This window comes from Corynebacterium sp. HMSC074E01 (assembly GCF_001808885.1).
GTDB lineage: Bacteria > Actinomycetota > Actinomycetes > Mycobacteriales > Mycobacteriaceae > Corynebacterium.
Window position 1 is genome coordinate 23,090 of sequence record NZ_KV794846.1, and the last position, 25,177, is coordinate 48,266.

General features: G+C 61.7%; 23 protein-coding genes. 9 read left to right on the top strand and 14 right to left on the bottom strand.

Annotated elements, in window-relative coordinates:
• Positions 1-1,077, bottom strand: coding sequence for a YlbL family protein (locus HMPREF2537_RS05475; RefSeq protein WP_070517854.1), 1,077 nt, complete (start codon positions 1,075-1,077; stop codon positions 1-3).
• Between the two features lie 93 nt (positions 1,078-1,170).
• Here HMPREF2537_RS05475 and HMPREF2537_RS05480 point away from each other — a divergent pair, with 93 nt between their 5' ends.
• Positions 1,171-2,598, top strand: coding sequence for a zinc-dependent metalloprotease (locus HMPREF2537_RS05480; RefSeq protein WP_070526182.1), 1,428 nt, complete (start codon positions 1,171-1,173; stop codon positions 2,596-2,598).
• On the opposite strand, the gene HMPREF2537_RS05485 is transcribed toward HMPREF2537_RS05480, so the two are convergent.
• On the bottom strand, positions 2,595-3,092 hold the full coding sequence (locus HMPREF2537_RS05485; RefSeq protein WP_070526185.1) for a M48 metallopeptidase family protein: 498 nt from the start codon (positions 3,090-3,092) through the stop codon (positions 2,595-2,597). The two genes, HMPREF2537_RS05480 and HMPREF2537_RS05485, sit on opposite strands and share 4 nt — an antisense overlap.
• A gap of 75 nt (positions 3,093-3,167) precedes the next feature.
• Between HMPREF2537_RS05485 and HMPREF2537_RS05490 the strand changes: the two genes are divergently transcribed.
• The gene (locus HMPREF2537_RS05490) at positions 3,168-3,998 is read left to right on the top strand and encodes a hypothetical protein (RefSeq protein WP_070526187.1); all 831 of its coding nucleotides are present in this window, start codon (positions 3,168-3,170) and stop codon (positions 3,996-3,998) included.
• Positions 3,999-4,004: 6 nt separating this feature from the next.
• Here the strand turns inward: HMPREF2537_RS05490 and HMPREF2537_RS05495 are convergent, their stop codons facing one another.
• From HMPREF2537_RS05495 to HMPREF2537_RS05530, 8 genes are read right to left on the bottom strand one after another with little or no spacing between them, the layout of a single operon-like run.
• A complete protein-coding gene (locus HMPREF2537_RS05495) occupies positions 4,005-6,056 on the bottom strand; it encodes an ATP-dependent DNA helicase UvrD2 (RefSeq protein ID WP_210383624.1) in 2,052 nt (683 codons plus the stop codon).
• Positions 6,028-6,762 (bottom strand): NAD(+) diphosphatase, encoded by a 735-nt coding sequence (locus HMPREF2537_RS05500; RefSeq protein ID WP_070446118.1) that lies wholly within the window; start codon positions 6,760-6,762, stop codon positions 6,028-6,030. The genes HMPREF2537_RS05495 and HMPREF2537_RS05500 overlap by 29 nt, the downstream gene beginning before the upstream one ends.
• Positions 6,762-7,874: a potassium channel family protein gene (locus tag HMPREF2537_RS05505; RefSeq protein WP_070526192.1), complete on the bottom strand. Its 1,113-nt coding sequence runs from the start codon at positions 7,872-7,874 to the stop codon at positions 6,762-6,764. The genes HMPREF2537_RS05500 and HMPREF2537_RS05505 overlap by 1 nt, the downstream gene beginning before the upstream one ends.
• A 42-nt stretch (positions 7,875-7,916) precedes the next feature.
• On the bottom strand, positions 7,917-11,129 hold the full coding sequence (locus HMPREF2537_RS05510; RefSeq protein ID WP_070526194.1) for an ATP-dependent helicase: 3,213 nt from the start codon (positions 11,127-11,129) through the stop codon (positions 7,917-7,919).
• The gene (locus tag HMPREF2537_RS05515; RefSeq protein ID WP_371591557.1) at positions 11,122-14,298 is read right to left on the bottom strand and encodes an ATP-dependent helicase; all 3,177 of its coding nucleotides are present in this window, start codon (positions 14,296-14,298) and stop codon (positions 11,122-11,124) included. The genes HMPREF2537_RS05510 and HMPREF2537_RS05515 overlap by 8 nt, the downstream gene beginning before the upstream one ends.
• 3 nt (positions 14,299-14,301) lie before the next feature.
• A complete protein-coding gene (locus HMPREF2537_RS05520) occupies positions 14,302-15,075 on the bottom strand; it encodes a hypothetical protein (protein WP_070526198.1) in 774 nt (257 codons plus the stop codon).
• Positions 15,076-15,104: 29 nt separating this feature from the next.
• A complete protein-coding gene (locus HMPREF2537_RS05525) occupies positions 15,105-16,046 on the bottom strand; it encodes a DUF3152 domain-containing protein (RefSeq protein WP_070526200.1) in 942 nt (313 codons plus the stop codon).
• 32 nt (positions 16,047-16,078) lie between these two features.
• Positions 16,079-16,300 carry a DUF3107 domain-containing protein gene (locus tag HMPREF2537_RS05530; protein WP_070526468.1) on the bottom strand — a complete coding sequence of 74 codons (222 nt, stop codon included), beginning with the start codon at positions 16,298-16,300 and terminating at the stop codon, positions 16,079-16,081.
• 102 nt (positions 16,301-16,402) lie between these two features.
• Here HMPREF2537_RS05530 and HMPREF2537_RS05535 point away from each other — a divergent pair, with 102 nt between their 5' ends.
• The gene (locus HMPREF2537_RS05535) at positions 16,403-17,791 is read left to right on the top strand and encodes a DEAD/DEAH box helicase (protein WP_070526202.1); all 1,389 of its coding nucleotides are present in this window, start codon (positions 16,403-16,405) and stop codon (positions 17,789-17,791) included.
• Positions 17,788-19,074, top strand: coding sequence for an Rv3212 family protein (locus tag HMPREF2537_RS05540; RefSeq protein ID WP_070526204.1), 1,287 nt, complete (start codon positions 17,788-17,790; stop codon positions 19,072-19,074). The genes HMPREF2537_RS05535 and HMPREF2537_RS05540 overlap by 4 nt, the downstream gene beginning before the upstream one ends.
• Before the next feature lie 28 nt (positions 19,075-19,102).
• Here the strand turns inward: HMPREF2537_RS05540 and HMPREF2537_RS05545 are convergent, their stop codons facing one another.
• Positions 19,103-19,561 carry a hypothetical protein gene (locus HMPREF2537_RS05545; protein WP_070526206.1) on the bottom strand — a complete coding sequence of 153 codons (459 nt, stop codon included), beginning with the start codon at positions 19,559-19,561 and terminating at the stop codon, positions 19,103-19,105.
• Positions 19,562-20,138: 577 nt separating this feature from the next.
• Between HMPREF2537_RS05545 and HMPREF2537_RS05550 the strand changes: the two genes are divergently transcribed.
• On the top strand, positions 20,139-20,396 hold the full coding sequence (locus HMPREF2537_RS05550) for a WhiB family transcriptional regulator (RefSeq protein WP_010189168.1): 258 nt from the start codon (positions 20,139-20,141) through the stop codon (positions 20,394-20,396).
• 95 nt (positions 20,397-20,491) lie between these two features.
• A complete protein-coding gene (locus tag HMPREF2537_RS13160) occupies positions 20,492-20,566 on the top strand; it encodes a 50S ribosomal protein bL37 (protein ID WP_012714902.1) in 75 nt (24 codons plus the stop codon).
• 117 nt (positions 20,567-20,683) lie between these two features.
• Here the strand turns inward: HMPREF2537_RS13160 and rsrA are convergent, their stop codons facing one another.
• Together rsrA and HMPREF2537_RS05560 are read right to left on the bottom strand one after the other, a co-directional pair.
• On the bottom strand, positions 20,684-20,956 hold the full coding sequence (gene rsrA / locus HMPREF2537_RS05555; protein WP_070526208.1) for a mycothiol system anti-sigma-R factor: 273 nt from the start codon (positions 20,954-20,956) through the stop codon (positions 20,684-20,686).
• Positions 20,956-21,561, bottom strand: a complete 606-nt coding sequence (locus HMPREF2537_RS05560; RefSeq protein WP_010189171.1) for a sigma-70 family RNA polymerase sigma factor — start codon at positions 21,559-21,561, stop codon at positions 20,956-20,958. Before HMPREF2537_RS05560 ends, rsrA begins: the two co-directional genes overlap by 1 nt.
• A 37-nt stretch (positions 21,562-21,598) precedes the next feature.
• Between HMPREF2537_RS05560 and ybaK the strand changes: the two genes are divergently transcribed.
• On the top strand, positions 21,599-22,102 hold the full coding sequence (ybaK, locus tag HMPREF2537_RS05565) for a Cys-tRNA(Pro) deacylase (protein WP_070526211.1): 504 nt from the start codon (positions 21,599-21,601) through the stop codon (positions 22,100-22,102).
• Between the two features lie 10 nt (positions 22,103-22,112).
• Here ybaK and HMPREF2537_RS05570 read toward each other — a convergent pair whose 3' ends face one another.
• On the bottom strand, positions 22,113-22,775 hold the full coding sequence (locus HMPREF2537_RS05570) for an SOS response-associated peptidase (protein ID WP_070526213.1): 663 nt from the start codon (positions 22,773-22,775) through the stop codon (positions 22,113-22,115).
• Here HMPREF2537_RS05570 and aroA point away from each other — a divergent pair.
• Together aroA and rsgA are read left to right on the top strand one after the other, a co-directional pair.
• A complete protein-coding gene (gene aroA / locus HMPREF2537_RS05575; protein ID WP_070526216.1) occupies positions 22,774-24,078 on the top strand; it encodes a 3-phosphoshikimate 1-carboxyvinyltransferase in 1,305 nt (434 codons plus the stop codon). The genes HMPREF2537_RS05570 and aroA overlap by 2 nt on opposite strands.
• The gene (gene rsgA, locus HMPREF2537_RS05580) at positions 24,071-25,093 is read left to right on the top strand and encodes a ribosome small subunit-dependent GTPase A (protein ID WP_070526218.1); all 1,023 of its coding nucleotides are present in this window, start codon (positions 24,071-24,073) and stop codon (positions 25,091-25,093) included. Before aroA ends, rsgA begins: the two co-directional genes overlap by 8 nt.
• Positions 25,094-25,177 lie beyond the last annotated feature (84 nt).

Here is a 25,177-nt window from a genome sequence, read left to right on the forward strand (position 1 = left end):
CTAACCTTCGCAGGTCTCGACGGGCTTGCCCTCCGCAAAGTCCTGCATGGCCTCGATGGCATCGTCCAGCGTGTGGACCTTGGCCACCACCATGTCCCCAGTATCGCGGCTGACCGCCTCCGCGCAGTTGTCGGCTGGGGCGAGGAATAGTTCGGCGCCCGCTTCCTGCGCTGCGTGGACCTTGTGGACGATACCGCCAATGGGGCCGACTTCGCCGTCCTCACCAATAGTGCCGGTGCCGGCGACAAACCGGCCGCCGGTGAGATCCTCACTAGAGAGCTTGTCAATCACCGCCAAGGTAAACATCATGCCAGCCGAGGGGCCGCCGATGTCCTGCAGGTTGTAATCCACCGTGATGTCTTCGGTGGGCACCGAGGTCATAAGGATGCCTAGCAGGGCCACGTCCTCCTGCTCGGGGTGAGAGCCGAGGGTGACCCGGACAGTCTTTTCCTCGCCCTTGCGAATAATCCCCAGCTTCACTTCATCACCGGGCTTAAGAGCGCGGATCTTCTCCTGTACCTGGCCAGGCTCCGTGACCTTGTCGCCGTTGACGGCGGTGATGATGTCGGCGTCGTCAAGCGCGCCCGCTGCGGGGCCGTCGTCGAGCACCTGTGCTACCTCGATACGCACGGGCTTGTGCAGGTAGTTCATGGCGGCGACGGTGGCCGCTGACTCAGACTGGGTAAAAGCCTGTTGATTGGCTTCCTGAACTTCCTCATCCGTCTTGCCTTGCGGGATGACGCTGTCGATGGGGACGATGGTGTCATCGGTGAAAAGCCACCGCCCCAAAGCTTGAGCCAACGTCATATTGGTGCGCACGGAGACCGTCGTCATGTTGAGATGCCCCTGCGGCTGGAACGTTTCTGGGGCCTCGACGTTGACCACCGGTTCTCCCTCCACTTCACCCAAGGTGTCCACGGTCGGACCTGGTCCTTCGGCGGCGTACGGCACCGACAGGGTGATGTCGGTACCGGGGATGTGGTCAACGCTGAGCAGGGCTCCCGTCAACACCACCGGAATGGCTCCCCACGTCAGGGTGGACAGGCGGCGAGTTCGGGGGTTCTGCGAAGATTTCACGGAGGATCAGCCTACAGCCTCGTGATGCTTGTTCGCTCTCAGCGTTGCCGTGGTCCTAGAATCCGCGCTAGGAAACCTAGTAGATTAGGCCCCATGAGCAACGGATTCGGTTTTTCCTTCCCCAATAACGACGATGACGATGATAACGATCGTCGCGACCAGAACCCGTTCGGCGCCTTCGGCTTCAGCGCGGGCAACGGTGGCCTAGGAGACCTATTGAATCAGTTCGGCCAGATGCTGTCCGGCATGGGCTCCTCCATGAATTCCCCGGAGGGTTCCGGCCCGGTCAACTATGACTTGGCCAAGCGCATCGCGCACCAGCAGATCTCCGGCGATAAAGAGGTCAGCGAGCAGGACCGCACCGCCGTGCAAGAAGCCGTGAGGCTGGCGGAACTGTGGCTGGATGATGCCACGATTCTCCCCACCGCATCCGGCACCGTCACTGCCTGGAATTCCGCGCAGTGGCTGGATTCGACCCTGCCGATGTGGCAGCGCATGGTCACCCCGGTGGCGGAGCACATGAACTCCGCGCAGCTGGAATCCTTGCCGGAGGAGGCCCGCGAGATGATGGGCCCGATGACTTCGATGATGAACTCGATGTCCGGCATGAACTTCGGTATGAAGCTGGGCCACGCCCTAGGTGATCTGGCTGCGCAGGCATTGACCGGTTCTGATTTCGGCTTGCCGGTCTCCCCAGCAAGCACCACCGCACTCTTGCCGCACAATATTCAGGCCATCGCGCGTGATCTCAACGTTCCGGGCCAGGAGGTGCTCGTCTACATTGGGGCCCGTGAAGCTGCCCGCCAGCGCCTGTTCAAGCATGTGCCATGGCTGGTCGAGCGCCTCGTCTCCTCCGTTGAGGAATACGCCATGGGCTTGGTTATTGATACCTCCCACATCGAGGAAGCTACCCGCGAGCTCAACCTGGAATCCGGCGACCCGCAGGCCATCCAGGACGCGATGAGCAAGCTACAAGGCATGGACCTGTCCCCGCGGATCACCTCTCGCAACGCGGGCGCGGCTTCCCGCCTGGAGACCCTCTTGGCACTCGTCGAGGGCTGGGTAGAGCACGTCGTGACCGAAGCACTCGGAGAGCGCATCCCGTCCACGAAAGCAATGACTGAAGCGTGGGCGCACCGCCGCTCCACTGGCGGCTCCGCGGAGAAGGCCTTCTCCCAAGTTGTCGGCATCGAGCTCAACGCCCCGAAGGTGGAGGCCGCCACTGAACTCTGGCGCCGCGCCACCGTCGCGGTAGGCTCCGATAAGCGCGATTCCGCCTGGGACCACCCGGATCTTCTGCCCACGGCCGAGCACCTGGAGAACCCGGCGTCCTTCATCGACGGTTTGCTCGATGACACCCCTGATGAGGGCTTTGAGGCAGAATTCTCCAAGCTGGAGGAGATGCTCCGCCAACAGGATTCCGGTGACAATGCCAGCGATAACACCAGCGACAGCACTGGTGAGGACACAGACGCCGACGGCGACGACAACAGAAAGGACAAGCCGGAGGAAGAGAACTAGCGGAAACGCTGGTACGCCTCGAGGTATCCTTTCGCGCGCTCCGCTTTGGGCGCGCGGTCAGCCCACTCCCAGAAGTCCGGACCATGGCCCGGGATGAAGGTGTGCGTCAGCTCGTGGATGATGACCGCGTCGAGGACGTAGTCAGGAACATCCTGCAGCCGGTCAGAAATCCGAATATCTCCCGTTGAGGTAGTGCAGCTACCCCAGCGGGATTTTTGGTTACTCACCCACCGGATGGAACCCACCGTGGCGCGGCCCTCCAGAAAGCGAGTGTTCAAGGTGCGGGCGCGGTCGGCCAGGGAATCGTCGGAAAGCTGCGAAGAGGTTTGTTTTTTGCGCACCTTCGCCACGATGCCATCCACCGCTTCGCGCTCCTCCGCCGCTGACATCCAAGCGGGGATGCGCACCTCCAGAACACCGTCGACCACGCGGGCTTGGACGGTGCGACGGCGCCGGGCTGAACGGATGACGCGTACCTCGGGATTGCTCGACATGACAGGGCATTCTACCTGTGGTGCAATGGTGTCTAAACACACCTGGGGTGGGTCATAAAAACGGGGAGGACAGTCTTGAGTGCACAGACGTACATGCTGGCGCCGGAAACCACGATTCTTGAGCGTGAACCCGGAATGCTCCAGTGTGGGATGGATGCCACGCGCGTCGGGGTTTTCGAAGCCCACCCACAGCTGGCAGGCTTGCTCAACAGGCTGCGCACGCCGCTGACCCGACAAACCATTGAAAAATCCATTGAGAATACGGGCATGAGCCCCTCAGCTGCCCGCAGCCTAGTGGAGGATCTGATTAGCTACCGAGTTCTGTGGCCGGCGCCCCGGCCGCAGCGCGTGGCCGTGCTGGGAACCTCCGCCCTGGCCAATGAACTGCGCGATGTCCTGCTTGGTGATTCCTTTCAACCACGCTCCCCTCTCCACAGCGAAACCCCCGCCGAGTACATCGCAAACGTGGCCGGGCACCTGCCTATCGTGGCTGTCGACATGCTGGATGGCGCCACGGAATGGGCACAGGCCATGCACAATTCCCCAGCCACCTGGTTGCCGGTATCTATGATCGATGCCCGCGGCATCATCGGACCGGTTCGCATCGACGGGGCTGGCCCCTGCCCGCTATGCGCGCACCTGCACCGCATCGAATCAGACGAGCTATGGCACGAGGTGGCCCACCGCGCCGCGGCAGTGGAAGCACCGGGAGACCCAATCGTGCGCACTGCGATAGTGATGCATGCGGTGGTGATTATTCGCCGGCTCTTGGGAAGGCCGGCCCCGCCAGGAGCGCCCGGTGGCAAGCCGCTCGCCGGCGAACTCACGGAGATAGACCTCTACGGCCTAGAGCAACGGAGGCTTCTCATGGAACATCCTCGCTGCACGTACTGCGCTGCTTCGTAGTTCCTCTTAGCCGCGGGAAGAAGCAATGATCTGCAGAACCTCCGCGCCATAGCGCTCCAGCTTCGAGGGGCCCACCCCGGAGATATCCAGCAGCTCCGCCTCGTTGGCTGGAAGAGCCTCCGAAATCGCTTGCAGGGTGGCATCAGAAAAGACGACGTAGGCAGGAACCTGAGAGTCCTTCGCCACCGACGCCCGCCACGCGCGCAGCGCGTTGAAGACATCCTCATCACCCTCATACTCGCACCACTCGTGGCGGCCGAGGACCTTCTCTGCCGGGCTGCTGAGCTGCCCCGAGCACACTCGGCAACGGCGCGGGCGATAGCGACGGTTCGAGGACTGGCTTTCCTCGATTCCCGGGACCACGCCGTCCAGGAAGCGGGTTCGCTCACGTGAGGCCCGCGAACCAGTGGTCTTAGCCAGCGCCCACGACAAGGCTAGGTGCTCGCGTGCACGGGTAATACCCACGTAAAAGAGGCGGCGCTCCTCCTCCACGTGTTCATCGCCGGCTTTGATGGCGTGGTTAATGGGCAGGAGTTTTTCGGTGAGACCTACGAGGAACACCGCATCCCACTCCAGGCCCTTGGCAGCGTGAATGGTAGCGAGGGTCACGCCCTCCATCGTGGGGTTGTGCTTGTTTTCGGAGCGGCGGTGCAGCTCTCCTAGCACGCCAGGCAGGTCTATCCCCTCGTGGTCCTCCACGATCTGCGCGATGAGGTCCACCAAGGCCGTGAGCGACTGCCAGCGCTCGCGGGCCTGCGCACCCTGCGGTTCCGTGGCGGACAGCCCCAGCTCCACGAAGGCCGCACGTGCCACAGCCACCGGATCATTCGGCAAATCATCGCGGCGCGTGGCAGCGATGAGCACGCGGATGGCCTCTAAAATCTCTGGGCGGCGGAAGAAGCCTTCGCCACCGCGGACTTGGTAAACCACTCCAGCGTCAGCAAGCGCCTGCTCAAACTGCTCTGATTGCGCGTTGATGCGGTAAAGAATTGCGATTTCGGAAGCCTTCACTCCCTGGTTCAGCAGGGTCAGAACCTGGCCCGCGACCTCCTTGGCCTCAATCTCCTCAGACTCATAGGCCTTAAACGTGGGCTCGGGTCCAGGCTCGCGCATGCCCTGCAACTCCAGGCGGGTCCCCGCCGCGCGGCCCGTGGCCTTCGAGATGACCTCGTTAGCCAGGTCCGTCACTTGCGGGGTGGAGCGGTAGTCTCGCTGCAGCTTGACCACGGTGGCCTGCGGGTAGGTGCGGGAAAAATTCAGCAGATACTCCGGGGAAGCACCGTTGAAGGAATAGATGGTCTGGTTGGCATCGCCCACGACCGTCAGGTCATCGCGCTCCCCCAACCAGGCCTCCAGTACTCGCTGCTGCAAGGGGGTGACGTCTTGATACTCGTCCACCACAAAGGTTCGGTACTGCTCACGGAAGACCTCCGCCACCGCAGGCACGTTCTCGATGGCGCCGGCGATGTGCATGAGCAAGTCATCAAAATCGAGGTACATGAGATCCGGGGTGGCCTTCATGTCCTCATAGCGGCGGAAGACCTCCGCCACCTTGGCCGGATCCCCCGGCGCCTCGCGGTCCGTGGATTCGATGATACCGGGATAGCCCTCGGGGCTAATCAGTGAAGACTTTGCCCATTCGATTTCCCCCAGGAAATCACGAATCGTGTCCTTGTTGTTGTCCAAGCCAAGCGAGCGGACCGCGCGGCCGACCAGGCTGAACTTGTTGTCAATGAGCTGCCAGGGCAGATCCCCAGCAACCTGCGGCCAAAAGTACTTCAACTGGCGGCGCGCTGCGGCGTGAAAGGTTTGGGCTTGTACTCCCCCAACGCCCATCTGGTTGAGCCGCTCGCGCATTTCACTCGCGGCGCGAGAGGTGAAGGTGACGGCCAGAACGCGCTGCGGGTTGACGAAACCCTGGTCCACCATGTGAGCGATGCGATAGGTAATCGTGCGGGTCTTACCCGTTCCGGCACCCGCCAGGATGCAGACTGGGCCGCGCGGCGCCGTGGCTGCGGCTCGCTGGTCTTCATCGAGCAGGGACAGATCCGGTCTCATCACCGTGGAACCACTCCATAATCATCGTGTGTGCAATTGAACCCTTGCGGGCAATGGTCAGTTCTGGCAGTTCAGCGCGGGACACCCACCGCACTTCTGCGAGCTCTTCGTCAGTATCGCACACGGGCTGGACATCCTCCGTGACCGCGGAAAAGCCCACCATCAAAGAGCCACTAGGCGGCCAGGGCTGCGAGCCCCAATAGGAAACTGACTCAACGCGACGACCGGTTTCCTCAAGTGCCTCGCGGATCATCGCTTCTTCAAGGGTCTCGCCGGGATCGACATAGCCGGCGATGAGTGAAAAGAATCCTGGACGGTGACGGTTGCGAGCCAGCAGGATACGGTCCGACTCCGCGTGGTGAATGATGCCGATGACGGCGGGATCCAAGCGGGGAAAGACGAGGCGTTCGCCATCATGTCCCACGCCCCCTGGCGCAGGGTAGGACAGCTCCCGCCCAGTGCGTGGATCAAAGCGCGCTTCCCGACGGTTACGGATCAGATGCAGGGCTTTGAGAATGTCGCGCTGACCGTTAAAGAAGGTGGCATCGCGCAGTGTACCGAGCCGCTCGGCGGCCTCGGACTCCACCAGGAAAGCGTGAATATCCCCGGCCGCAACCACGATCTCCCCCGCCGGCTTAGCCAGAAAGACCGGCTGGCCTTGTGGCGATACCGGGACAAGGCCAGTCTCGGTGACGGGCAGGAACATTAGTTGCCTTCATCCTCGTCTTCATCGGTATCTTCCGCAGCCTGCTGCATCTCATGCTTGATATAGAGCAGGCGGTCACCAGGCTTGAGTGCATACGCGTCTGCCGTATCGACGCGGTGTAGCTCGTTGTTGCGCAGAACCGCCAGAACAATGTCGGCGAGGTGACGTGGATTGGAGCCCACCTCGAATTCGCGCACTGCGCGCTCCGCCACGGAGAAACCCTCATTTGGTGAGAGGAGATCCTCCATCATCTCCACCACGGTTGGCGTTACGGTAGCGAGGCCCAGGAGGCGGCCGGCCGTCTCCGCCGAGGTCACCACCGAATCAGCGCCAGATTGAAGGAGAAGGTGGCGGTTTTCAGATTCACGCACAGACGCGACCACCTTGGCCTTAGGGTTAAGCTCTCGCACGGACAACGTGCACAGCACCGCGGTATCGTCCGTGGACGGAGTCACCACCACGGAGGAGGCGTGCTGCGCACCGGCGATGCGCAGGACGTCCTGCTTGGTTCCGGAGCCATAGATGGTGACGAGGCCGTGGTGCTCGGCGCTGGCCAGGGCCGCGCGGTTGTTATCAACAACCACGATTTGGGAGGCGGGAACATCATCAGCGATGAGCGCGGCGACCGCACCGGCACCCTTGGTGCCATAGCCGATGACAACGGTGTGGTTACGCAATTGCTTTCTCCAATTCTGGATTTCAAAGGTGCGGCGGGCTCGATCCGTCAGAACCGACAAGGTAGCACCGACCAATAAAACAAGGAAGAGCAGGCGGGCCGGGGTAACGATAATGAGGTTAATGAAGCGCGCGGTGGGAGTCACCGGGACAATATCGCCATAGCCCACAGTGGTCAACGACACCGCTGAGTAATAAGCGGCATCGAGGAAGGACAGGTCTTCGCTGTAGCCATCACCGTCAAAAAAGACGACGATGGTGACGAAAACCAAGAGTCCCATGGCCCAGATAACGCGGCTTGCCAGCTGCTTCCACGGGCTGGTGCTCTGCGTGCGCGGAATCGTGATGACATCAATGAGCGCGTGATCAGGCTGCGAGGTCAGCTCAACCTGCGACAAGAAACGCGATTTAAAGCGTTTACCTAAGTGCTTGGGCACGAAGTGCCAACCTCCCTTGACAGTGCGGAATTCCTCGTGAGACTACCTTAGACTCAACCCTGGTGGGGTTGAAAATGCAGAGCTTAAGAACTCAGCCAACCGTGGTCCGGTGGGCAAGTCCTCCGGCTCCAGAAGATAGTTCTCATGCACGTAGAAGAACGCCGCGCGGACAGTCTCCACGCCGTGGATGCGCCGCCATGCCTCCGCGTAGACGGCGAGCTGAATCTGCGCCGAGGCCAACGCAGCGCCCTGGGGGCGGCGGCCAGTCTTCCAGTCCACGATGAGCCACGAACCATCCGGCTGTTGGAATACCGCATCCATGCGGCCGCGGACGACGGAATCCCCAATGGTGATCTCGAAAGGGGCCTCCACGAAGGCCGGCGTGCGTTGTGCCCACTCCGAGGCTAGGAAGGATTCCTTGAGGGATTCCAAATCGTGGTCCGGTTCATCATGAGAGCCGGGCAGCTCATCCTCCCCCAACAAGGCAAGCGCGCCAAAACGATCCTCCAACCAGGCGTGGAAAGCAGTGCCGCGCTTGGCATAGGAGTTGGGTTTGAAGGGGATGGGGCGACGCTGGCGGCGCGCGAATTGGGTGGGATCTGCCGACATGGCCACCATGTCGGAGGCCGTCAGCTCGCCGGGCAGTTCAACATCGACCACTGGGGCCTGGAGGGCTTTATGCTCTTCGATGAGCGCGCTCGCCTCCTGTTCCCAGAGCCCGAAGACTTCACCATCACGAAGCGGGGGGAGGTTCTCCATAGCTGCGCGGACCGCCTCTGCTGCCTGCAGCGCTTCCGCTTGCGGGGTCAATGAGGGGAAAGAGGATTCAACTATGCCACCTTTCTCCTCTTCCACAGGGATTTCGGGGATATCCCAATGAACAATCAGCTCCGGATGCTTATCTGCCAATAGCTGCAGGTAGGAATAGGGGCCCTTCTTGCTCTTGCCTTTGAGTTTATTCGTGCCGGAACCAGTCACCGTCAGCGTGGACTCGGTGCGGGTCATCGCCACATAGAACAAACGGGCAGCTTCCTCTGCTTGGAACTCGCGGTTCTGTTCCTTGAAAGCCGTGCAGGCCTTATCAAAGTCAGAGCGCGTCACCGCATCCTCAGGAACATCGATGGCATCCTCATCACCTGGGGCCTTTTCAATCTTGGTCAGGAAGGTCTCCGCCTGCGCCTTGTAGCTCGAGGAATCCGCATGTGCCACGCAGACGTGCTCCCATTCCAAGCCCTTGGACTTATGCACCGTCATGATCTGCACGCGGTTGCGCACAAGCGGGACCTCTCCCAGCTCGAGCCCGTCTTCCTTTTCCTTGGCTAACTCAAGATAGTCCAAGAGACCGGCCAAGCCATCACCGTGGAAGCCCGCGACAAAATCGGCGAAGGCGTCAAGGTGCGTTGCTCCCCCCGGCTTGCCGGAGGCAAGAACTTCGGTGCGCAGACCAAAGAGCAGCTCAATATCGGCCACGATGTCGTTGAGAGTCTTGCCCAAAGAATAGGTACGGAGATAGCGCAGCTTAGAGGAGACCGCCTCCATGCGCTCCAAGCCTTCGGTGCTGTAGCGATCGCGTTCACCGAGGTCTGCGAGGGCGTCGGCAAGCCCCAGCACCTGGTCTGGCCCCTCCGCCGTGATCTCCTCGACCTGGGCAGCCAGGTGTGCCAGGGGATCACCGCCTTCCCACCGCGTGCGTCCCTCGGTGGCACCTGCAAGGTTGCGCTGACGCGAATGCAGCGCTTGAATATCGGCGATACCCAGGCCACACATCGGCCCAGTAAGCACGCGCAGCGCCGCAGCGGTGTCCTGTGGCCGCACCAAAAGCGTGGCCACCGCCACGAGATCTTGGATCTCCGGCTGCCAGAGAAGTCCACCGAGGCCAAAGATCTCGTTGGGCACGCCGACCTCATCCAAAGCAGCGGCGATCAACGGCGATTGCTTATTGGTGCGCACGAGAACGGCGGCACTGAAATCCTCGCCTTCCGGCGTGGACTCATAGAGCCGGCGGAGGTGCTCAGCGATGAACGCGCGCTCCTCATCCTCCGAAGCGAAGTAACCCAGCTCTACCTTGCCGGCCGGTGCGGTGGGCTTGGGCGACAGCTCATCTACTGGGCGCTCGCCAGGGCTTGAGGAGAAGAGCTTCGACGCCACGTCATTAGCCAAGCTGAGTACCGTCGAAGGGTTGCGCCAGGAGGTGGTGAGCTGATCCTTCGGCGCCGGGGTGCCGTCCGGCTGCGGAAAGTCCGTGACGAAGGCCTCCAAGTTTTCTGCCGTAGCGCCGCGCCAGCCATAGATGGACTGCATGGGATCACCCACCGCAGTGACCGAGAGCCCCTCGCGCTCGCCGCCAAAGAGAGAGCGCAGCAAGATGCGCTGCGCGTGGGAGGTGTCCTGGTACTCATCCAACATGATGACGCGGTAGCGCGCGCTTTGTTGCTCGCCTAAGAGCGGGAAGTTCTTGGCCAGGGTGGCGGCGATGGACATCTGCTCACCGAAAGTGATCACCCCACGTTCTGCCTGCTCTTTCTTGAGCGCTTCCACCAAGGGCAGGTACTCCAGGCGCAAGCGCTGGGTATCCAGGTATTTCTGCAAGTCCTTGCTGAACTCACCCTTGGTCCTCTTACTCTTTTCTAGGTCCTCAGCGGTCTTGCGGAAGATGTCCTCATGCTCATAGAGATCCTGCGGATTCTTAAGCTCTCCGTCCATCGTTTCCGCGAGCTTGAGCAAGGTAGCGGTGACCGTGGCCACCGCATTATCTGTGCTGAGCGAGCCCGAGTAATTGCTCACCACCTCGTGGGCGATGGCATAGCGCTCCGCCTCGGTGATGATGCGGGCATTCGGCTCGACCGGCATGAGCAGGCCATACTCGCGGACAAGATCACCGGCATAAGAGTCATAGGTGGACACGTTTGGCGCGATATTTTCCACCGCCTCTGCCGCCGAGCTGCCTGGGGCAAGGATTCCAGAGGAACGCAGGGTCAGCAGCTGGCGGCGTATGCGCTGCTCTAGTTGTTGGGCTGCCTTGCGTGTAAAGGTCAGGCCAAGGACCTGCTCGGGCCGCACCAAACCGTTTGCCACGAGTGAGACCACGCGCGAGGCCATCGTCTCCGTCTTACCAGCGCCTGCGCCGGCCACGACGAGTTTCGGGCCAAGCGGGCCATCAATAACGGCGGCCTGTTCCGGGGTGGGCGGAAAGGGTTTGCCCAGCGCAGCAGCCAGCTCCTCAGGGCTGAAGTTTTGAGCGGGATTCTTAGGCATCGGTCACCAGACCTCCTTCATTCATCACAGGGCAGATAGAGCGGATTGGGCAGCGATCACAATCAGCGTTTTCGCGCGCGGTCAGCCCCGGACCACGCAGCTCAGCCACGAGTGCGGGCAGCGACTGCGCAAACTCTTCGAGCTCCTCAGGAGGCTTGGTGGCTTGCTCCCGGGTGGACACGGCGGCAGTACTGGATCGCGGATACACCAGAACACCCCCGCCACGCGGCAGGCCGTCACCGGTCCGGATAGACACAGCCTGCGACTCGCCGCCAGGTTCTACGGGCGCTGTGACAAGCTCACCGTGCGCCAGCGCCAGCTGGTAGGTCATGAGCTGGGTATTGTCTTGGGCACTGGTCGCCGACGGGACTTTTGTCCCCGTCTTGAGATCCACCACGACGTAGTCTTCGCCGGCCTTCGCCAACCGGTCAATGAACCCACGAATGGTGACATCGGGGGCAATGTCCACGGTGACGGGGACCTCAACGCCCACGGGTTCGAGTGATGTCGAGCTCGAGAGCACCCAACTATGAGTGCGGTCGATAAGGCGCTCAAAGTCCGCACGCTCAGCCTCGCGGTGCCACGCTGGCCCTTCCAGAAGCGCATCGAAGGCATCGAGCACCAGCCGCTTCGCGGGCTCGGCGGCAGCACCGCGGCCTAGCGCTTCCAAGAAAGCATGCGCTAAATTACCCCGTAGCAGGTTGATATTCGCAGAATCATCCTCCACGAGCTGCCCCAGCACCGCGTTGAGCGGACACGTGAGCAGAGCATCAACCCGGGATGGCGACACTGTGCTCGAACCACGCAGCGGCAATTGCGAAGCCACTCCGCGCGCGGCCCACCACTGATCCGGATGCGCCCCGGGGACCCCGGCCTCCGCCAAACGGGCCAACTGCCGGACCGCCTGGGAGCGCTCCACCTCGCCGGTCTCCGGATCGGTTGCACAACGGCGCAGTTGCGCCACGAAGGCGGGCACCGAGAGCACGGAGACATCAAGGGGATCGAGCTCTCCCTCCCCACTAGCAGCACTGGGCAGCGTCACCGGATTCGGCTCCGGAACCTCGAGACCCAGCTCACGTGGCCAGGCCTGGCGTGCCAGGCGCTTGCCTGCCTCCCGGCGCGCTTGTGCGCCGGGAACATCAACGCCGCGAGTAGAAAGGAACTCGTCGATGAAACGCGAGGGTTCTTCCACGACATCACTCTCCGGTGAGTCCACCGCCACGATGAGCAGCCGTTGCCTGTGACGGGTGGTGGCCACGTGGAAGAGGCGGCGCTCCTCCGCCAAGCGCCCCGACACGTGGCTGACTGGGGTGCCGAGAGTGATGCCACGATCCAACAGATCGATGAGGTCTTCTTGCCCAAAAAGAGAGCCGGTCTCCCCCACCGAGGGCCACGTTCCTTCCTGAACGCCCGCCACGATGACGGTGTCCCACTCGCGCCCCACTGCGCCATGCGCGGTGAGAATTTCTACCGCATTGGGCAAGGCCGAGCGGCGATCCCGCACGCCGGTGGGCAGTTCTTGCTCCGTGATATGCAGAATGAAGGACTCCAACGATGCCGCCGGACGGCGCTCGGCGTAATCGCCGGCGGCGTCGAACAAGGCCATCATCGCGTCCAAGTCGCGGTCCGCCTGCGAACCCGCGGCGCCACCGCGCAGGGCTGCTGCCTGCAGGCGCGTGTCCAAACCCGTGGCTTGCCACACCTCCCAGAGGACTTCCTCAACAGCAGCGCCTTCCCGCAAGGCTGCACGACCGGCAGACAGCACCCCGCGAATACGCGCCAAAATCGCTTCCTCGCGCTCGGTGAGGAGGTTATTGAAGTCCGGCAGCTCACCGTCCAGCAACTCTCGAAGCGTATTCATTCCGCGCTGCTCCGGTTTCCAGCGGCGTAGGCCGCGGATGAGTCTCCGCAGCGTCACCGGATCAGCGCCGCCCACGGGACCGGTAACCAGGTCCTCGAGTTCGGCGGGCTCAAGCTCATTCTCCAGAGCACGCAGGGCCAAAAGCACCGCTTTGACCAAGCGCTGCTCAGCGAGCACCACGTCCGTGGGGTTGATGTGCACCGGCACGCCGGCAGACAGCAGCGTGCGCCGGGCAGGTCCAATGTCTCCAGTAGAGCGCACGATCACTGCGATATCTCGCCAGTCCACGCCGTCCTCTAAGTGCCGGCGGCGAACCGTATTGGCCAAGACATCACGCAAGGTACCCCGGGAATCCACGACGCTCACGCACGCCGGGGAAGGCCTGCGGTACGTAGAACTCAGGCGAAGTTCATTCTCTGCCTTCCAGGTGGTGAGGAAATCTGAATTAGCACCGCGGAAGGCAAAGACCGCTTGGTCGGGGTCACCACCAATCACGGTGAGGCGTGCGGTCTTCGCCAGCTCCGCGATCAGCTGGCCGGAGGTCGGGTCCAGCAACTGCGCGTCATCGACCACGATGGTGTGCCACGGGTGCTCGCGCAACAGCTCCGGGCGCAAAAGCACCTGGCTGACCAATTCCGCAGCGGAATAGGAATGCGAACCCGCCAGCGCCTGAGTGCGCTCATATTCGCGCAGGAAATCTCCGGCAGCCACCCACATGGGGCGGCCGTAGCGCTCCCCCAGCTCTTCCAGGTCTGTCGGGCCCAGGCCACGTTCGATGGCGCGCAGCAACAAGTCACGCAGTTGGCGCGCAAAGCCCACGTACTCCAGGGCCGGGCGCATCTCCTCTGGCCACGCGCCCCGGCGATCGGCCGCATGGCCCTGTAGCAGTTCACGGATCACTGCATCCTGTTCCGCACCGGTGATGAGACGCAGCTCCTCCTCGCTGCTTTGGCGCAGCAGCGCAAAAGCCAATGAGTGCACCGAGCGCACCATCGAAGTCTGTGCGGCATAGTCATCAAGGTTCTCTGCCAATTCCCGGCGCAGCAGCGAACCGGATTCCTTGGATGGGGCAACAACAAGGATGCCGGAGGCATCGGCTCCAGCATTCAGCTGTGCCAAGACAACGTCGATCAGCAGGCTTGACACCCCTGACCCCGCCGCACCAAGCACCCGCCAGGTACCTTGCTGCGGCAAAGGAACATCCCATTCGCGCGACGTGGCGCGGCGGCTACGGGGAATGAGGCGGACTTCCGGTGAGGGAGGAAGCGTGACGCCGGTACGTGTGGGGGATTCGCTGCTGTACTTCACGCCCTATAGTGTGTCAGATGCCGCGGACACGAGGGCCTCTTCCACCCTCTCTATATTCGAACGCACGGTCGCTTTAGAGCGCGGGTGCAGGGTATTGACGTAACGGCGGTACGCCACCGCGCGCAAGAGCAGCTGCCGCATACCGGGAACCGCCGCAAAGCGGGCACAAATATCATCATCCACCACCCCTGCGATGAGGCCATCCACCATGACCAGCGCGGCGGACCAGCCAACCGGGCGCGGTGCCGCGGAAGGAACGATATCAGTCAGCGCCGGCGGGTTCGCCCCAGAAAAAACCGTGGTGCCCAGCACGTCCATGTGGGCGGTGACAAGTGGGAGCTGCGCAAGCTCAGCATCGGAATAGGCCTCGCCGCTCTCCTCCCACGCTGCCCGTTCTGCCCGTGCAAACACATCATCGCGCCGATCAACCGTCGGCAACGGCGCCAACTCGAGCGCTTCATCGAGGCGTAGCGCCATCTGCACCGTTTCATCGATGCGCCCCCGCAACTGCCCCTCCACAAATTGTGTGGCCTTCCATCCGGCAGCAGTGTAGCGACCATCCGCAGTCAGCACTGGCCGGGCAATACGCGCTCCCGGCAGGCTGAGTTTCTCGCGAACCTTGGCGGACCAGCCAGTCCACGGCCGCGCCTCGGCGAAGACAATATCGCCCACGCGGATCCCGCTATCCCACGCAGGACCCACGAGCTCACCCTGTGTTCGGCGCGGGTGAAACTCGGCGTTGAAAGCGGCAAGAACGGGCTCAGATGGCAATGGCATGGGGAAACAATCCTTAAATTGTGGGCGACCTACTCGGGCTTAGCGTGATCAGAATTAGCCGGGTTCGGGTAGGGCCACGGGTTCGGCTCGCACGTGACATCCTCGTCCGGATAAACCTCGTTGGGTTCCTTCTCAAAAAGCTGGGCGTTGTTCAAGCTCAGCGTTTGCTGCATCATGACCGGCGCGAGTTTACCGTCCCCGCCGCAAGCCTGATGCGCTGCAAAACCGATAGCGTGGCCAAACTCATGGTTGATCAGGTACTGGCGGTAATTGCCCAAGTCTCCTTCAAAGGGCGTCGCGCCACGCACCCACCGAGACTCGTTGAGGTTGACCGCGGACTCCCCCGTAATGGTCGTGTGGCAGGAGGTTTCTGATTCCAACTGCGCGCCGCACAACTTCGCCGTGGTTCCCAATGATGTCAGACGGATGTGCGTATCGGGGTTGTCATCGGCTTTGACGTGGATGAATTCAAAGTCTCCGTTGGCCGTCCACCCGCGAGGGTCGGCCAGGGTGGCGTCGACAAGCGCAACGACAGCACCGTCCCCACCATATGCGGAGGTGTCGATGCCGTTTTCAATCTCAACGGAAAAGCGGATGGTTTGCTTCCCGCCCTTGCCCGCGTGCATGGTGGACGGCCCTGCATCGCGGTAGGTTTCCTCACCTTGCTCGGTGAAGTCACCGCCTGCAGGCAAACCATCCTTGGCGGCGGCGACCGCGCTGGCGTTGGCAGGGTCAGGCCCCTTACGCGAGGAGGCGGATGCGGCGGTGCTGCTTGCCGACGTCTCCCCTGCCGCCGTCACCTCCGCATCCTGGGCAGGCGAGCGGAAAACATCAACCAGCACCCACACAGTGATGACGACCATGACGGGGATCGCCACCACACGCCACCAGCCGTACTCACGAGCGAAGCGCTCCACCGCTGAGGCGGGGTGTGGGTGCTGCTTAAAATCCGCGGGATTCTCCATGGCCATTTAGGCTACCCGCTGAGCCAGCGCGCGCGTACTTAGCCCGCAAATCCGACGGTGTGCGCGCGTGCAGTGCCGATCTCTACGTAAACGACTCGCTCAGTGCGCACGATGTAAGAGCGGCCCTTAGTGTCCTTCAATTCGAGGGTGGAGTTGTCTGCCAAGGCGTTGTTGATGGTCTGGGTCAGTTCTTCGCGCTCACCATCCGCGTGAATAACCAGCTCGCGGGCGGTATCGGCAAAACCAAACTTGATATCCATGTGGTGCATCTCCCTTAAATCGTGTTCTTTAATCGGTGCCGTGAGAACTGCGCCCCGGCGCTCTAATGGCCCCACTATAGCCACGTCCTCTACTATCAAGGTGTGCTTGCCCCGAAATCTTCCCGCGATTCCCGCGAATCCCCTACCTTTGCCGAACTCGGCGTCGCTGTAGAGATCTGCGATGCCCTCGCTGACAACGGGATTACGCACACCTTTGCCATCCAGGAGCTCACGCTGCCCATTGCCTTGAATGGCCAGGACCTCATCGGTCAAGCGCGCACCGGCATGGGCAAGACCTATGGCTTCGGTGTCCCGCTGCTGGATCGCGTTTTCGATGACGCCGACATTCCGGAGCTCGATGGGACTCCCCGCGCACTGGTCATTGCACCAACGCGCGAGCTAGCCATCCAGGTCAGCGGGGATCTGGAGCTCGCCGCCGCGAACCTTCCGCTCAGCGTGGTCACCCTGTGTGGTGGGCGCCCCTACGAAGAGCAGATCACACAGATTGAATCGGGTGCGGACGTTGTCGTCGGCACCCCGGGCCGCCTGCTCGATCTCTGCCAGAAGAAGCATCTCTCCTTCGACCACGTCAGCGTTCTAGTTCTGGATGAGGCCGACGAGATGCTGGACTTGGGCTTCTTGCCGGATATCGAGAAGATCCTCTCGCTCCTGCACGGCAACCCGCACCAGACCATGCTCTTTTCCGCCACCATGCCTGGGCCCATCGTGACCTTGGCACGTACCTTCCTGGAAAAGCCGGTCCACATCCGCGCCGAGTCTGGTGACGCCCAGCACACCCATTCCTCCACGCGCAAGGTCACCTTCCAGGCACACCGTATGGACAAGATCGCGGTCTTGGGAAAGGTCCTGCAGGCAGAAGGCCGCGGGCGCACCATCATCTTCACGCGGACGAAACGCTCAGCCGCTGCCGTCGCGGACGAGCTAGCACAGCGCGGCTTTCGCGTGGGCGCGGTCCACGGCGATTTGGACCAAAAAGCACGCGAACGCTCGCTCAATGCCTTCCGGGAAGGCACCGTGGAGATTCTCGTGGCCACGGACGTCGCCGCTCGCGGCATCGACATTGAGGATGTCACCCACGTCATCAACTACCAGGTACCCGATGATCCGATGACTTTTGTCCACCGCATCGGACGAACTGGCCGCGCGGGGCACACGGGCACGGCCATCACTCTCGTCGGCTACGACGAGCTGGGCAAATGGCAAGTCATCAACGATGATCTTGATTTGGGCCAGCCAGAGCCACCGCAGTGGTTCAGCACCTCCCCGGAGCTTGCGGAAGCCCTCGATATCCCAGAGGCGGTTGCTGACACCGTCGGCCCACCCACAAAAGTGCTGGGTGCACCGCGGCGCTCGAACTCACGTGGGGAGTCGTCGCGTGGAGGCTCACCACGTTCCTCCACGGCATCTGCCCGCGCCTCGCGCCGCACCCGTTCCCGCACGCGCAAGCCCCGCCAAGGAGGACGCCGATGAGCACCGAGCAGGGCCCGGAATCCGCGAAGAAGCCAAGCTCTGCGAAGAAGGCTCCCGTCTTGCGTTCCACCAAAGCAGACTGGCTTGCTGTGGGCGCGATCAGCGCGGTCTGTGCCATTGCTATTGGCGGCGCGGTGATTACGGCACCGATCCACAAGTCGGAGCTTACTCCCGCTGTCGATACCGCGTCTGATGCCGAGACTCAGACTCTCGAGTCCGTCCCCAACTCCCTCACTGAATCCTTCAGCCTCCCTAACACTGTGGTGCCGGGCCAGTCTCGCGCGATATCCACCAAGGGGCTGCTGATAACCCATGACGGTGATACCCTCCGCGCTTCGGATGCCTCTGGCGATACGGTCTGGACCTACCAGCGCCGCGATGCCGACCTCTGTTCGCTCGGCACGGCGTGGAACAAGATCGTGGCCACCTATGATGTGGGAAATGGCTGCGGCGATGTGGTAGCCATCGATGCGGTATCCGGCCAGTACTCCGATACCCGCAGCGCCCGCAATTCCGAGCAGGTGGTCCCCATTGTGTCGAATGACCGCGTGGGCACCGTTTCCGCCGAGCGCGTAGAACTATGGCGCTCTGACCTAGTGCGCACCGTTGAATATGGCGATGTCGAAGCCAAACAAGAACCGAACCTCCAACCCCACGAGGATTGCGCCATCACCTCAGCGCTGACCCGCACCGAAACGATGGCGGTGACCGAATCCTGTCCGGATTCTCTAGACTCCACGTGGCTGCGCATCCAAAACGCCACTCCAGAGGATGCGCGTTCGCCGGAAATCTCCAAGGATATCGAGATTAATAACCCAGGCGCGCGTCTCATTGCCTATGGTCAGGAGGCCGCTGCGGTCTTCCTGCCGGGCGATGTGCCACGTATCGTCTCCTATGACTTTGAGGGCAAAGCGCTCTCCTCCACGGACGTGGAGCCTTCAAAGGCCATCACGAATTCCGCTTCCCCCTTCGCCCCCGCGGTCGCTGATCTGCCCCACCACATGACGTGGTTCGACGGTGAGCGTCTTTATCTCTTTAGCCCAACCGAGCTCAAAGTGGACCACGTTCTGGAGCAGGCAGTCGGCACCGGCATCGCCGTCGGCGAGCGGCTATTAGTGCCCACGGAGGAAGGAATCGACGTGGTGGACTGGGCTACTGGAAAGACCGAGCGCAGCATTCCTATTGACCGTGACGGCTATACCGGTCCAATTTCGCTGACTCTTGCGGGCACGGCCATCACCGAGCAGCGTGGAAACACCGCCGTGGCGCTCACTGCCTCTTAGCTTCTTAGTTGTTTAAGAAGCAGCTCACCTAGAAGTGGCTTTCAGCCCATTGCGCCGCCTCGGGTCGCATCATGAGCAGGTAAAGTACCACCGCTGCGCTGGCCAGCGTCACGGCGCCGAGCGCTGCGGAGCCTCCGCTGAACATCTGGAAGGCGATGGCACCCAAAATAAATTCCACGAGCACGATAGCTCCGCGGCCCCAGCGCTTGCCCTTAACGAAGGCCCACGAGGCAAGGATGACAAAGCCGAACACGATAAAGACGAAGATAGCCGTACCTAGGCCGACGAAGCCCGCCGCCCCAGAATCGGAAACCATAGAGTCATTTTCAGCACCCGTTAGCTCACGAACAACGAGGAAAATTCCGAAGATAATAACCGCGATGGACTGGAGCACGGCAATGCCGGCAGCCGCTATCACCGCCCCCGGGGCGCGGCCTCCGGTTGTGCGGGCAGGCGTGGTCGAGGACTGTTTCTGCTTCTTATTCACGGGTATCTAGTCTACGTCTCTATTCCACGCTTAGGCCTACTCCACGCCAGTGCTTCACGCGCCCACAGATATCCCCTTTCCGAATACAACGTCACCAGGCTCAGCTTGAGCTACCTGCCTTCCACGTTTCGGGGGCAGAGGAAGCAATCCGGATTTGACGCGATCCAGGTCACCACACTCACCCCATTTCCCCCATCACCGCAGGTTGAGACGTTACTGACAGGGTTCTTACAGGACCCAATCCATAACAAATGTATGAATTGACGGAATTTATTTAGTGACTTTGGACACTTTTTGACCTCTACCCCTAGCGGAGTTTGAGTAAACGTGTCATTATTCTCAGGTAGCAAAAACAACGAGCTGTTAAATCAGTTCTTAACTCGGAGAAACCTCCAAGTTAACCGCAAGTGAACCATGGCGGCGGCGACGCTGGCCCTAACTCGAGACAGGGCCCCACTGACCGCAGACCAGTTCACTTAAACCCCCGGAGCACTCGGAACAGTTCACGGCTGTGGACTGCCCTTGGTGCGCCTGCTTTCACTCACTGCTGTCAAAAATTTGTTAGGAGATTTCAATCATGGATTGGCGCCACGAAGCTGTTTGCCGCGACGAAGACCCGGAGCTTTTCTTCCCTGTCGGCAATTCCGGCCCTGCACTCACCCAGATCGCTAAGGCCAAGCTGGTCTGCAACCGCTGCCCGGTTGCTTCTTCCTGCCTCAAGTGGGCCCTCGAGTCCGGACAGGATGCCGGTGTGTGGGGCGGCCTCTCTGAAGAGGAGCGTCGCGCTATCAAGCGCCGCAACCGCAGCCGCGGCCGTGCCCGCGTCTCTGCTTAAAGAGTCCTCAAAAACTGCACCCCCGATTAACCCCCCGGCATACCCTGCCGCTACAGTTGAATAAGTTCATTTACCCTTAACAGAAGGAGTACGCGATGAGCAAGCGTGGCCGTAAGCGCAAGGATCGCCGTAAGAAGTCCGCTAACCACGGCAAGCGTCCTAACGCATAACGTCAGCAATCAATTAGGGCTCGTTTCCCTCTTCATTCAGAGGACGGGAACGAGCCCTTTGCTTATACGCCGAGGCCTATCTAACTTGGCCTAGGCGTTAATGTGGCCTCAACGGCCCTAGCCCCAGGTAATCTCAGTCCGCGTAATTTCCACGCAAATGCGCTGGCGCAGTGACTGCGGTGCTGCCTGTCCCCCGCAACATTTGCGCACGAGTGCTCGGATTACTTCTTCACTCTCGACGCGCTGTTGACAGGCATCGCACTGCGCAAGATGCTCGCGGATTGCCATAGCCCGCGCGTAGCTCGTCGATTCATCGAACAGCTCCCTAAAGAGCGCTTCAACCTCGGGAGAGTTACACGCACCGCAATTGCGTCCTGTTGCGCGTTCCATTACTTCTCCTCCATCTCTGGGTGGTTGCGACCAATGCCTTTTTCTCGTGCTACGTCTTTCAACGCCGCGCGAAGCAATTTTCTTCCGCGGTGGAGGCGGCTCATGACCGTCCCCAATGGGGTGCCCATCACTTCTGCGATTTCCTTATAGGCCAAACCCACCACATCCGAGTAGTACACCACCATGCGGTAGTCCTCCGGCAGGTCATTCATGGCCTCGGAAATCTCCGAATCCGGCATCTGCTTGAGTGCTTCGACCTCCGCTGATTCCAGGCCCGTGGAATCATGCCCGGACGTGGTATACAGCTGAAAATCGCTCAGCTCATCCGCTGAGGATTCCACCGGGCGGCGCTTGGCCTTCCGGTAAGAATTGATGTAGGCATTCGTCATGATGCGGTACAGCCACGCCTTCAAGTTCGTGCCCTGTTTGAAGGAATCGAAGTTGCTAAAGGCCTTGAGGTAGGTCTCTTGGATCAAGTCCTCTGCGTCCTGCGGGTTGCGCGTCAGACGCATCGCTCCGCCGTAGAGTTGGTCCAGCAAGGGCAAGGCTTGCTCCTCAAACAACCGCTGTTTCTGAAGCATCTCGCTCGTCGTTTCTGTGGCCATACCGACCATCCTAGCGCTCCGGACTAGGGTGGTTTATATGTCCAAGAAGACCCCGCGTGCCGCTACCCCCGCCCTCAAACTCCTCGAAGAGGCAGGTATTGACCACCACGTCTCCACCTTTGAGGGCGGTCGCGAAAACTTCGGTGAGGCAGCCGCTGCGGCCCTCGATGTTGCCCCTGAGCGCATTTTCAAAACCCTCGTCATTGATCTGAGCGCTGGCAAAGGCCCTAAACGCCAACTCGCCGTCTGTGTCCTTCCAGTCACTCACCAGCTCAGCCTCAAGAAAGCCGCCGCCGCTTTCGGCGCATCCAAGGCCACGATGGCCGCGCCTGTCGACGCTTCCAAGTCCTCCGGCTATATCCCCGGCGGTATCTCCCCGTTGGGGCACAAGCATGTCCTGCCCACTGTCGTTGACGAGACCGCGCTGCTCTTCGACACCATCCTTTTCTCCGGAGGCAAGCGTGGCCTCGACATCGAGATGAATCCGGAGGATCTCCCCCGCGTGCTGGAGCTCTCCTTCGCCGACGTTCTCGCCGACTAGTTCTCGCGAACTAGAAGAGGGTGCTGGCCGGTGGTTCGTCGATAAGCTCTGCGTAGTCGTTGCGCACGTTGCCCACCGCGGGGTCTGCCGGGCGTGCCTGAAAGCCGCGCACGGAGCTCGGCTCCAGCAGTGCCTCTCCCGCCAGCCAGGGCGCGATCTCTTCTGTAGACAGAAACTTGGGCAGGCGGTGGTGCAGCCACGCCATCTCCTCCGTGGCATCCGTGGTCACCATAGTGGCCGAAAGCCTATCCATCCCCGTGGCCCACAAACCAGCCGCCCACAGCAGACCATCGGGCCCGGTCACATAGTAGGGCTGCTTCTTGGCTTTCTTGTCCTCTCCAGCCTTCCACTCGTAGTAGCCATCCAGCGGGATGACACAGCGCTGCGCCTTGAAGGCATCGCGGAAGGAAGGTTTCTGCGCCACAGTTTCCGCGCGGGCATTAAACAGCGGCGGGCCATCGAGGTCTTTCTTCCAATGCGGGATAAGCCCCCAGCGGGCTGGCTCCACGCGGGCGGTCTCCTCCGCAACCCGCACGATGGCTATGGGCTGGGTCGGAGCAATATTATAGCGTGCCGGCGGCAGGCCTTCCGGCGCGTGGACCTCCGTGATGGACTCCCACGCTCCGATTTCCTCCAGTAGGGACTCGGTGAACAGAACAAATCTTCCGCACATGCCCTTTATTATGGACTACATGTCTGCATTCTGGAGTGCTCCCCAACCCACCGGCCCGCTGTCCTGGACTCAGGAAGTTCCCGGGTCAAAGTCGATGACCAACCGCGCCCTCATCCTCGCTGCGTTGGCTGACTCACCTTCTATCATCTACAACCCGCTGGTGTCCCGCGATACTGACCTGATGAAAGAAGCTTTGAAGGCCATGGGCGTAGGTATCTCCGAGTGGGGACCGCACCTGCGCGTGACGCCGGGTCAGCTCCATGGGGCGACCGTGGATTGTGGCCTGGCTGGCACGATCATGCGCTTCTTGCCTCCGGTGGCAGCGCTGGCGGATGGGCCTGTTGTCATCGACGGTGACCCTTATGCCCGGAAGCGCCCCATGTCCACGATGACCACGGCCTTGCGTGAGCTGGGGGTCGACATCGAAGGCGATAGCCTGCCGCTTAGCATCACGCCTCATGGCACTCCGGAGGGCGCCGAAGTCACCATTGATGCCTCCGCTTCTTCCCAGTTCGTCTCCGGGCTGCTTCTGGCCGGGGCGCGCTACCGCAACGGAATCAGCGTGCGCCACGAAGGCGGCACCGTCCCTTCCCAACCGCATATTCTCATGACCATTAGCATGCTGCGTGAGGCCGGCGTGCACGTGCTCGCGGGCGACGACAATTGGGTCGTCCGGCCCGGGAAGATTAAGGGACGCGAGTGGTACATCGAACCAGATCTCTCCAACGCCACTCCGTTCCTTGCCGCTGCCGCCGTCTCAGGCGGAAGCGTGAGCATTCTGAATTGGCCGGAGGAAACGACCCAACCAGGTGATGCTTTCCGCGGCATCCTGGAGCAGATGGGGGCACAGGTTGAGTACGTCCCGCAGGCCCCTCGCCAGGATCCCTACCTGCAGGTCACCGGCCCGCAGGAGGGTCTAGCAGGCCTGCGCGGCATCGATCTCGATATGGGAGATATCGGTGAGCTCACCCCTACCGTGGCTACGCTGTGCGCTCTGGCTTCAACGCCGTCGACGCTGACCGGCATCGCGCACCTGCGAGGCCATGAGACGGACCGTCTGGCGGCCCTCGCTACGGAGATCAACGGCCTTGGCGGCAACGTCACCGAGCTTGACGACGGCCTCCGCATCACCCCTGCCCCACTCCACGGCGGCCAGTGGCACTCCTACGCCGACCACCGCATGGCCACCGCTGGCGCCATCATCGGCTTGGCAGTCGACGGTGTCGAGGTCGAGGACATCGACACCACGTCCAAGACTCTGCCCGGCTTCGCCAAGATGTGGGAGGCCATGATCCATGGCTAGGCGCGCGAGCAGCTACGACGAATCAGATGTCCGCATCCGGCCGGGTAAAGGCTCGCGCCCTCGCACGAAGGACCGTCCGAAGCACAAGGATGCCAAGTTCGGCATGGTCATCACCAAGGACCGCGGGCGCTGGGGAGTTGCCCTTGATAATGATGGCCCGGTTGTTACCGCCATGCGCGCCCGCGAGATGGGCCGCACGCCCGTAGAGGTCGGTGATCGGGTCGGCGTCGTGGGCGATACTTCTGGTAAGAAGGACACCCTCGCGCGCATCGTGAAGCTAGAGGAGCGCACTTCCGTCCTTCGGCGCACCGCGGATGATACGGATCCTTATGAGCGCATCGTGGTGGCCAATGCGGACCGCCTCCTGATCGTGAGCGCCGTGGCGGATCCACCGCCGCGCTCCGGATTCGTGGAGCGTGCTCTCATCGCGGCCTTCGCCGGCAATATCCAGCCCGTCCTGTGTCTGACGAAGACCGACCTCACCGACCCCACTCCGTTCGCCCAAGAGTTCGCGGACTTGGATGTCACCGTGGTGGAAGCTGGCGTGGACGATGGGCTGGAGCAGGTCTGTGCCGCAATTGATGGACATGTCACGGCCCTCATCGGCCATTCGGGCGTAGGAAAATCCACGCTGGTGAACCGGCTGGTACCGGATGCCAACCGCGAAACCGGCGAAGTCTCCGCTGTGGGCAAGGGCCGCCATACATCGACGCAGTCGGTGGCGCTGCGGTTGCCTGCTGAAGGGAGCACCCCGCATGGCGGATGGATCATTGATACCCCAGGCATCCGCTCCTTCGGCTTAGCCCACATTGATGCGGAAAACGTCATTGAGGTCTTCGATGACCTTGCCGAAGCAATTGAGGATTGTCCGCGTGGATGCACCCACGCCGGGCCACCCGCGGACCCCGAATGCGGATTGGACCTCAGCATCGAAGAAGGAACGGCGTCTGCGCGCCGTCGCGACGCAGTGCGGGGCCTTTTGGCTTCCCTGCGCACCAACGTCGATTGGGCCTAAAGCCTAAAGGCCTTAGGCGTAGCGCTGGAAAGGCCTTACGCGTAGTACAGGAAGAGCTTTACGCGCTCTAATGGCACCTAAGTT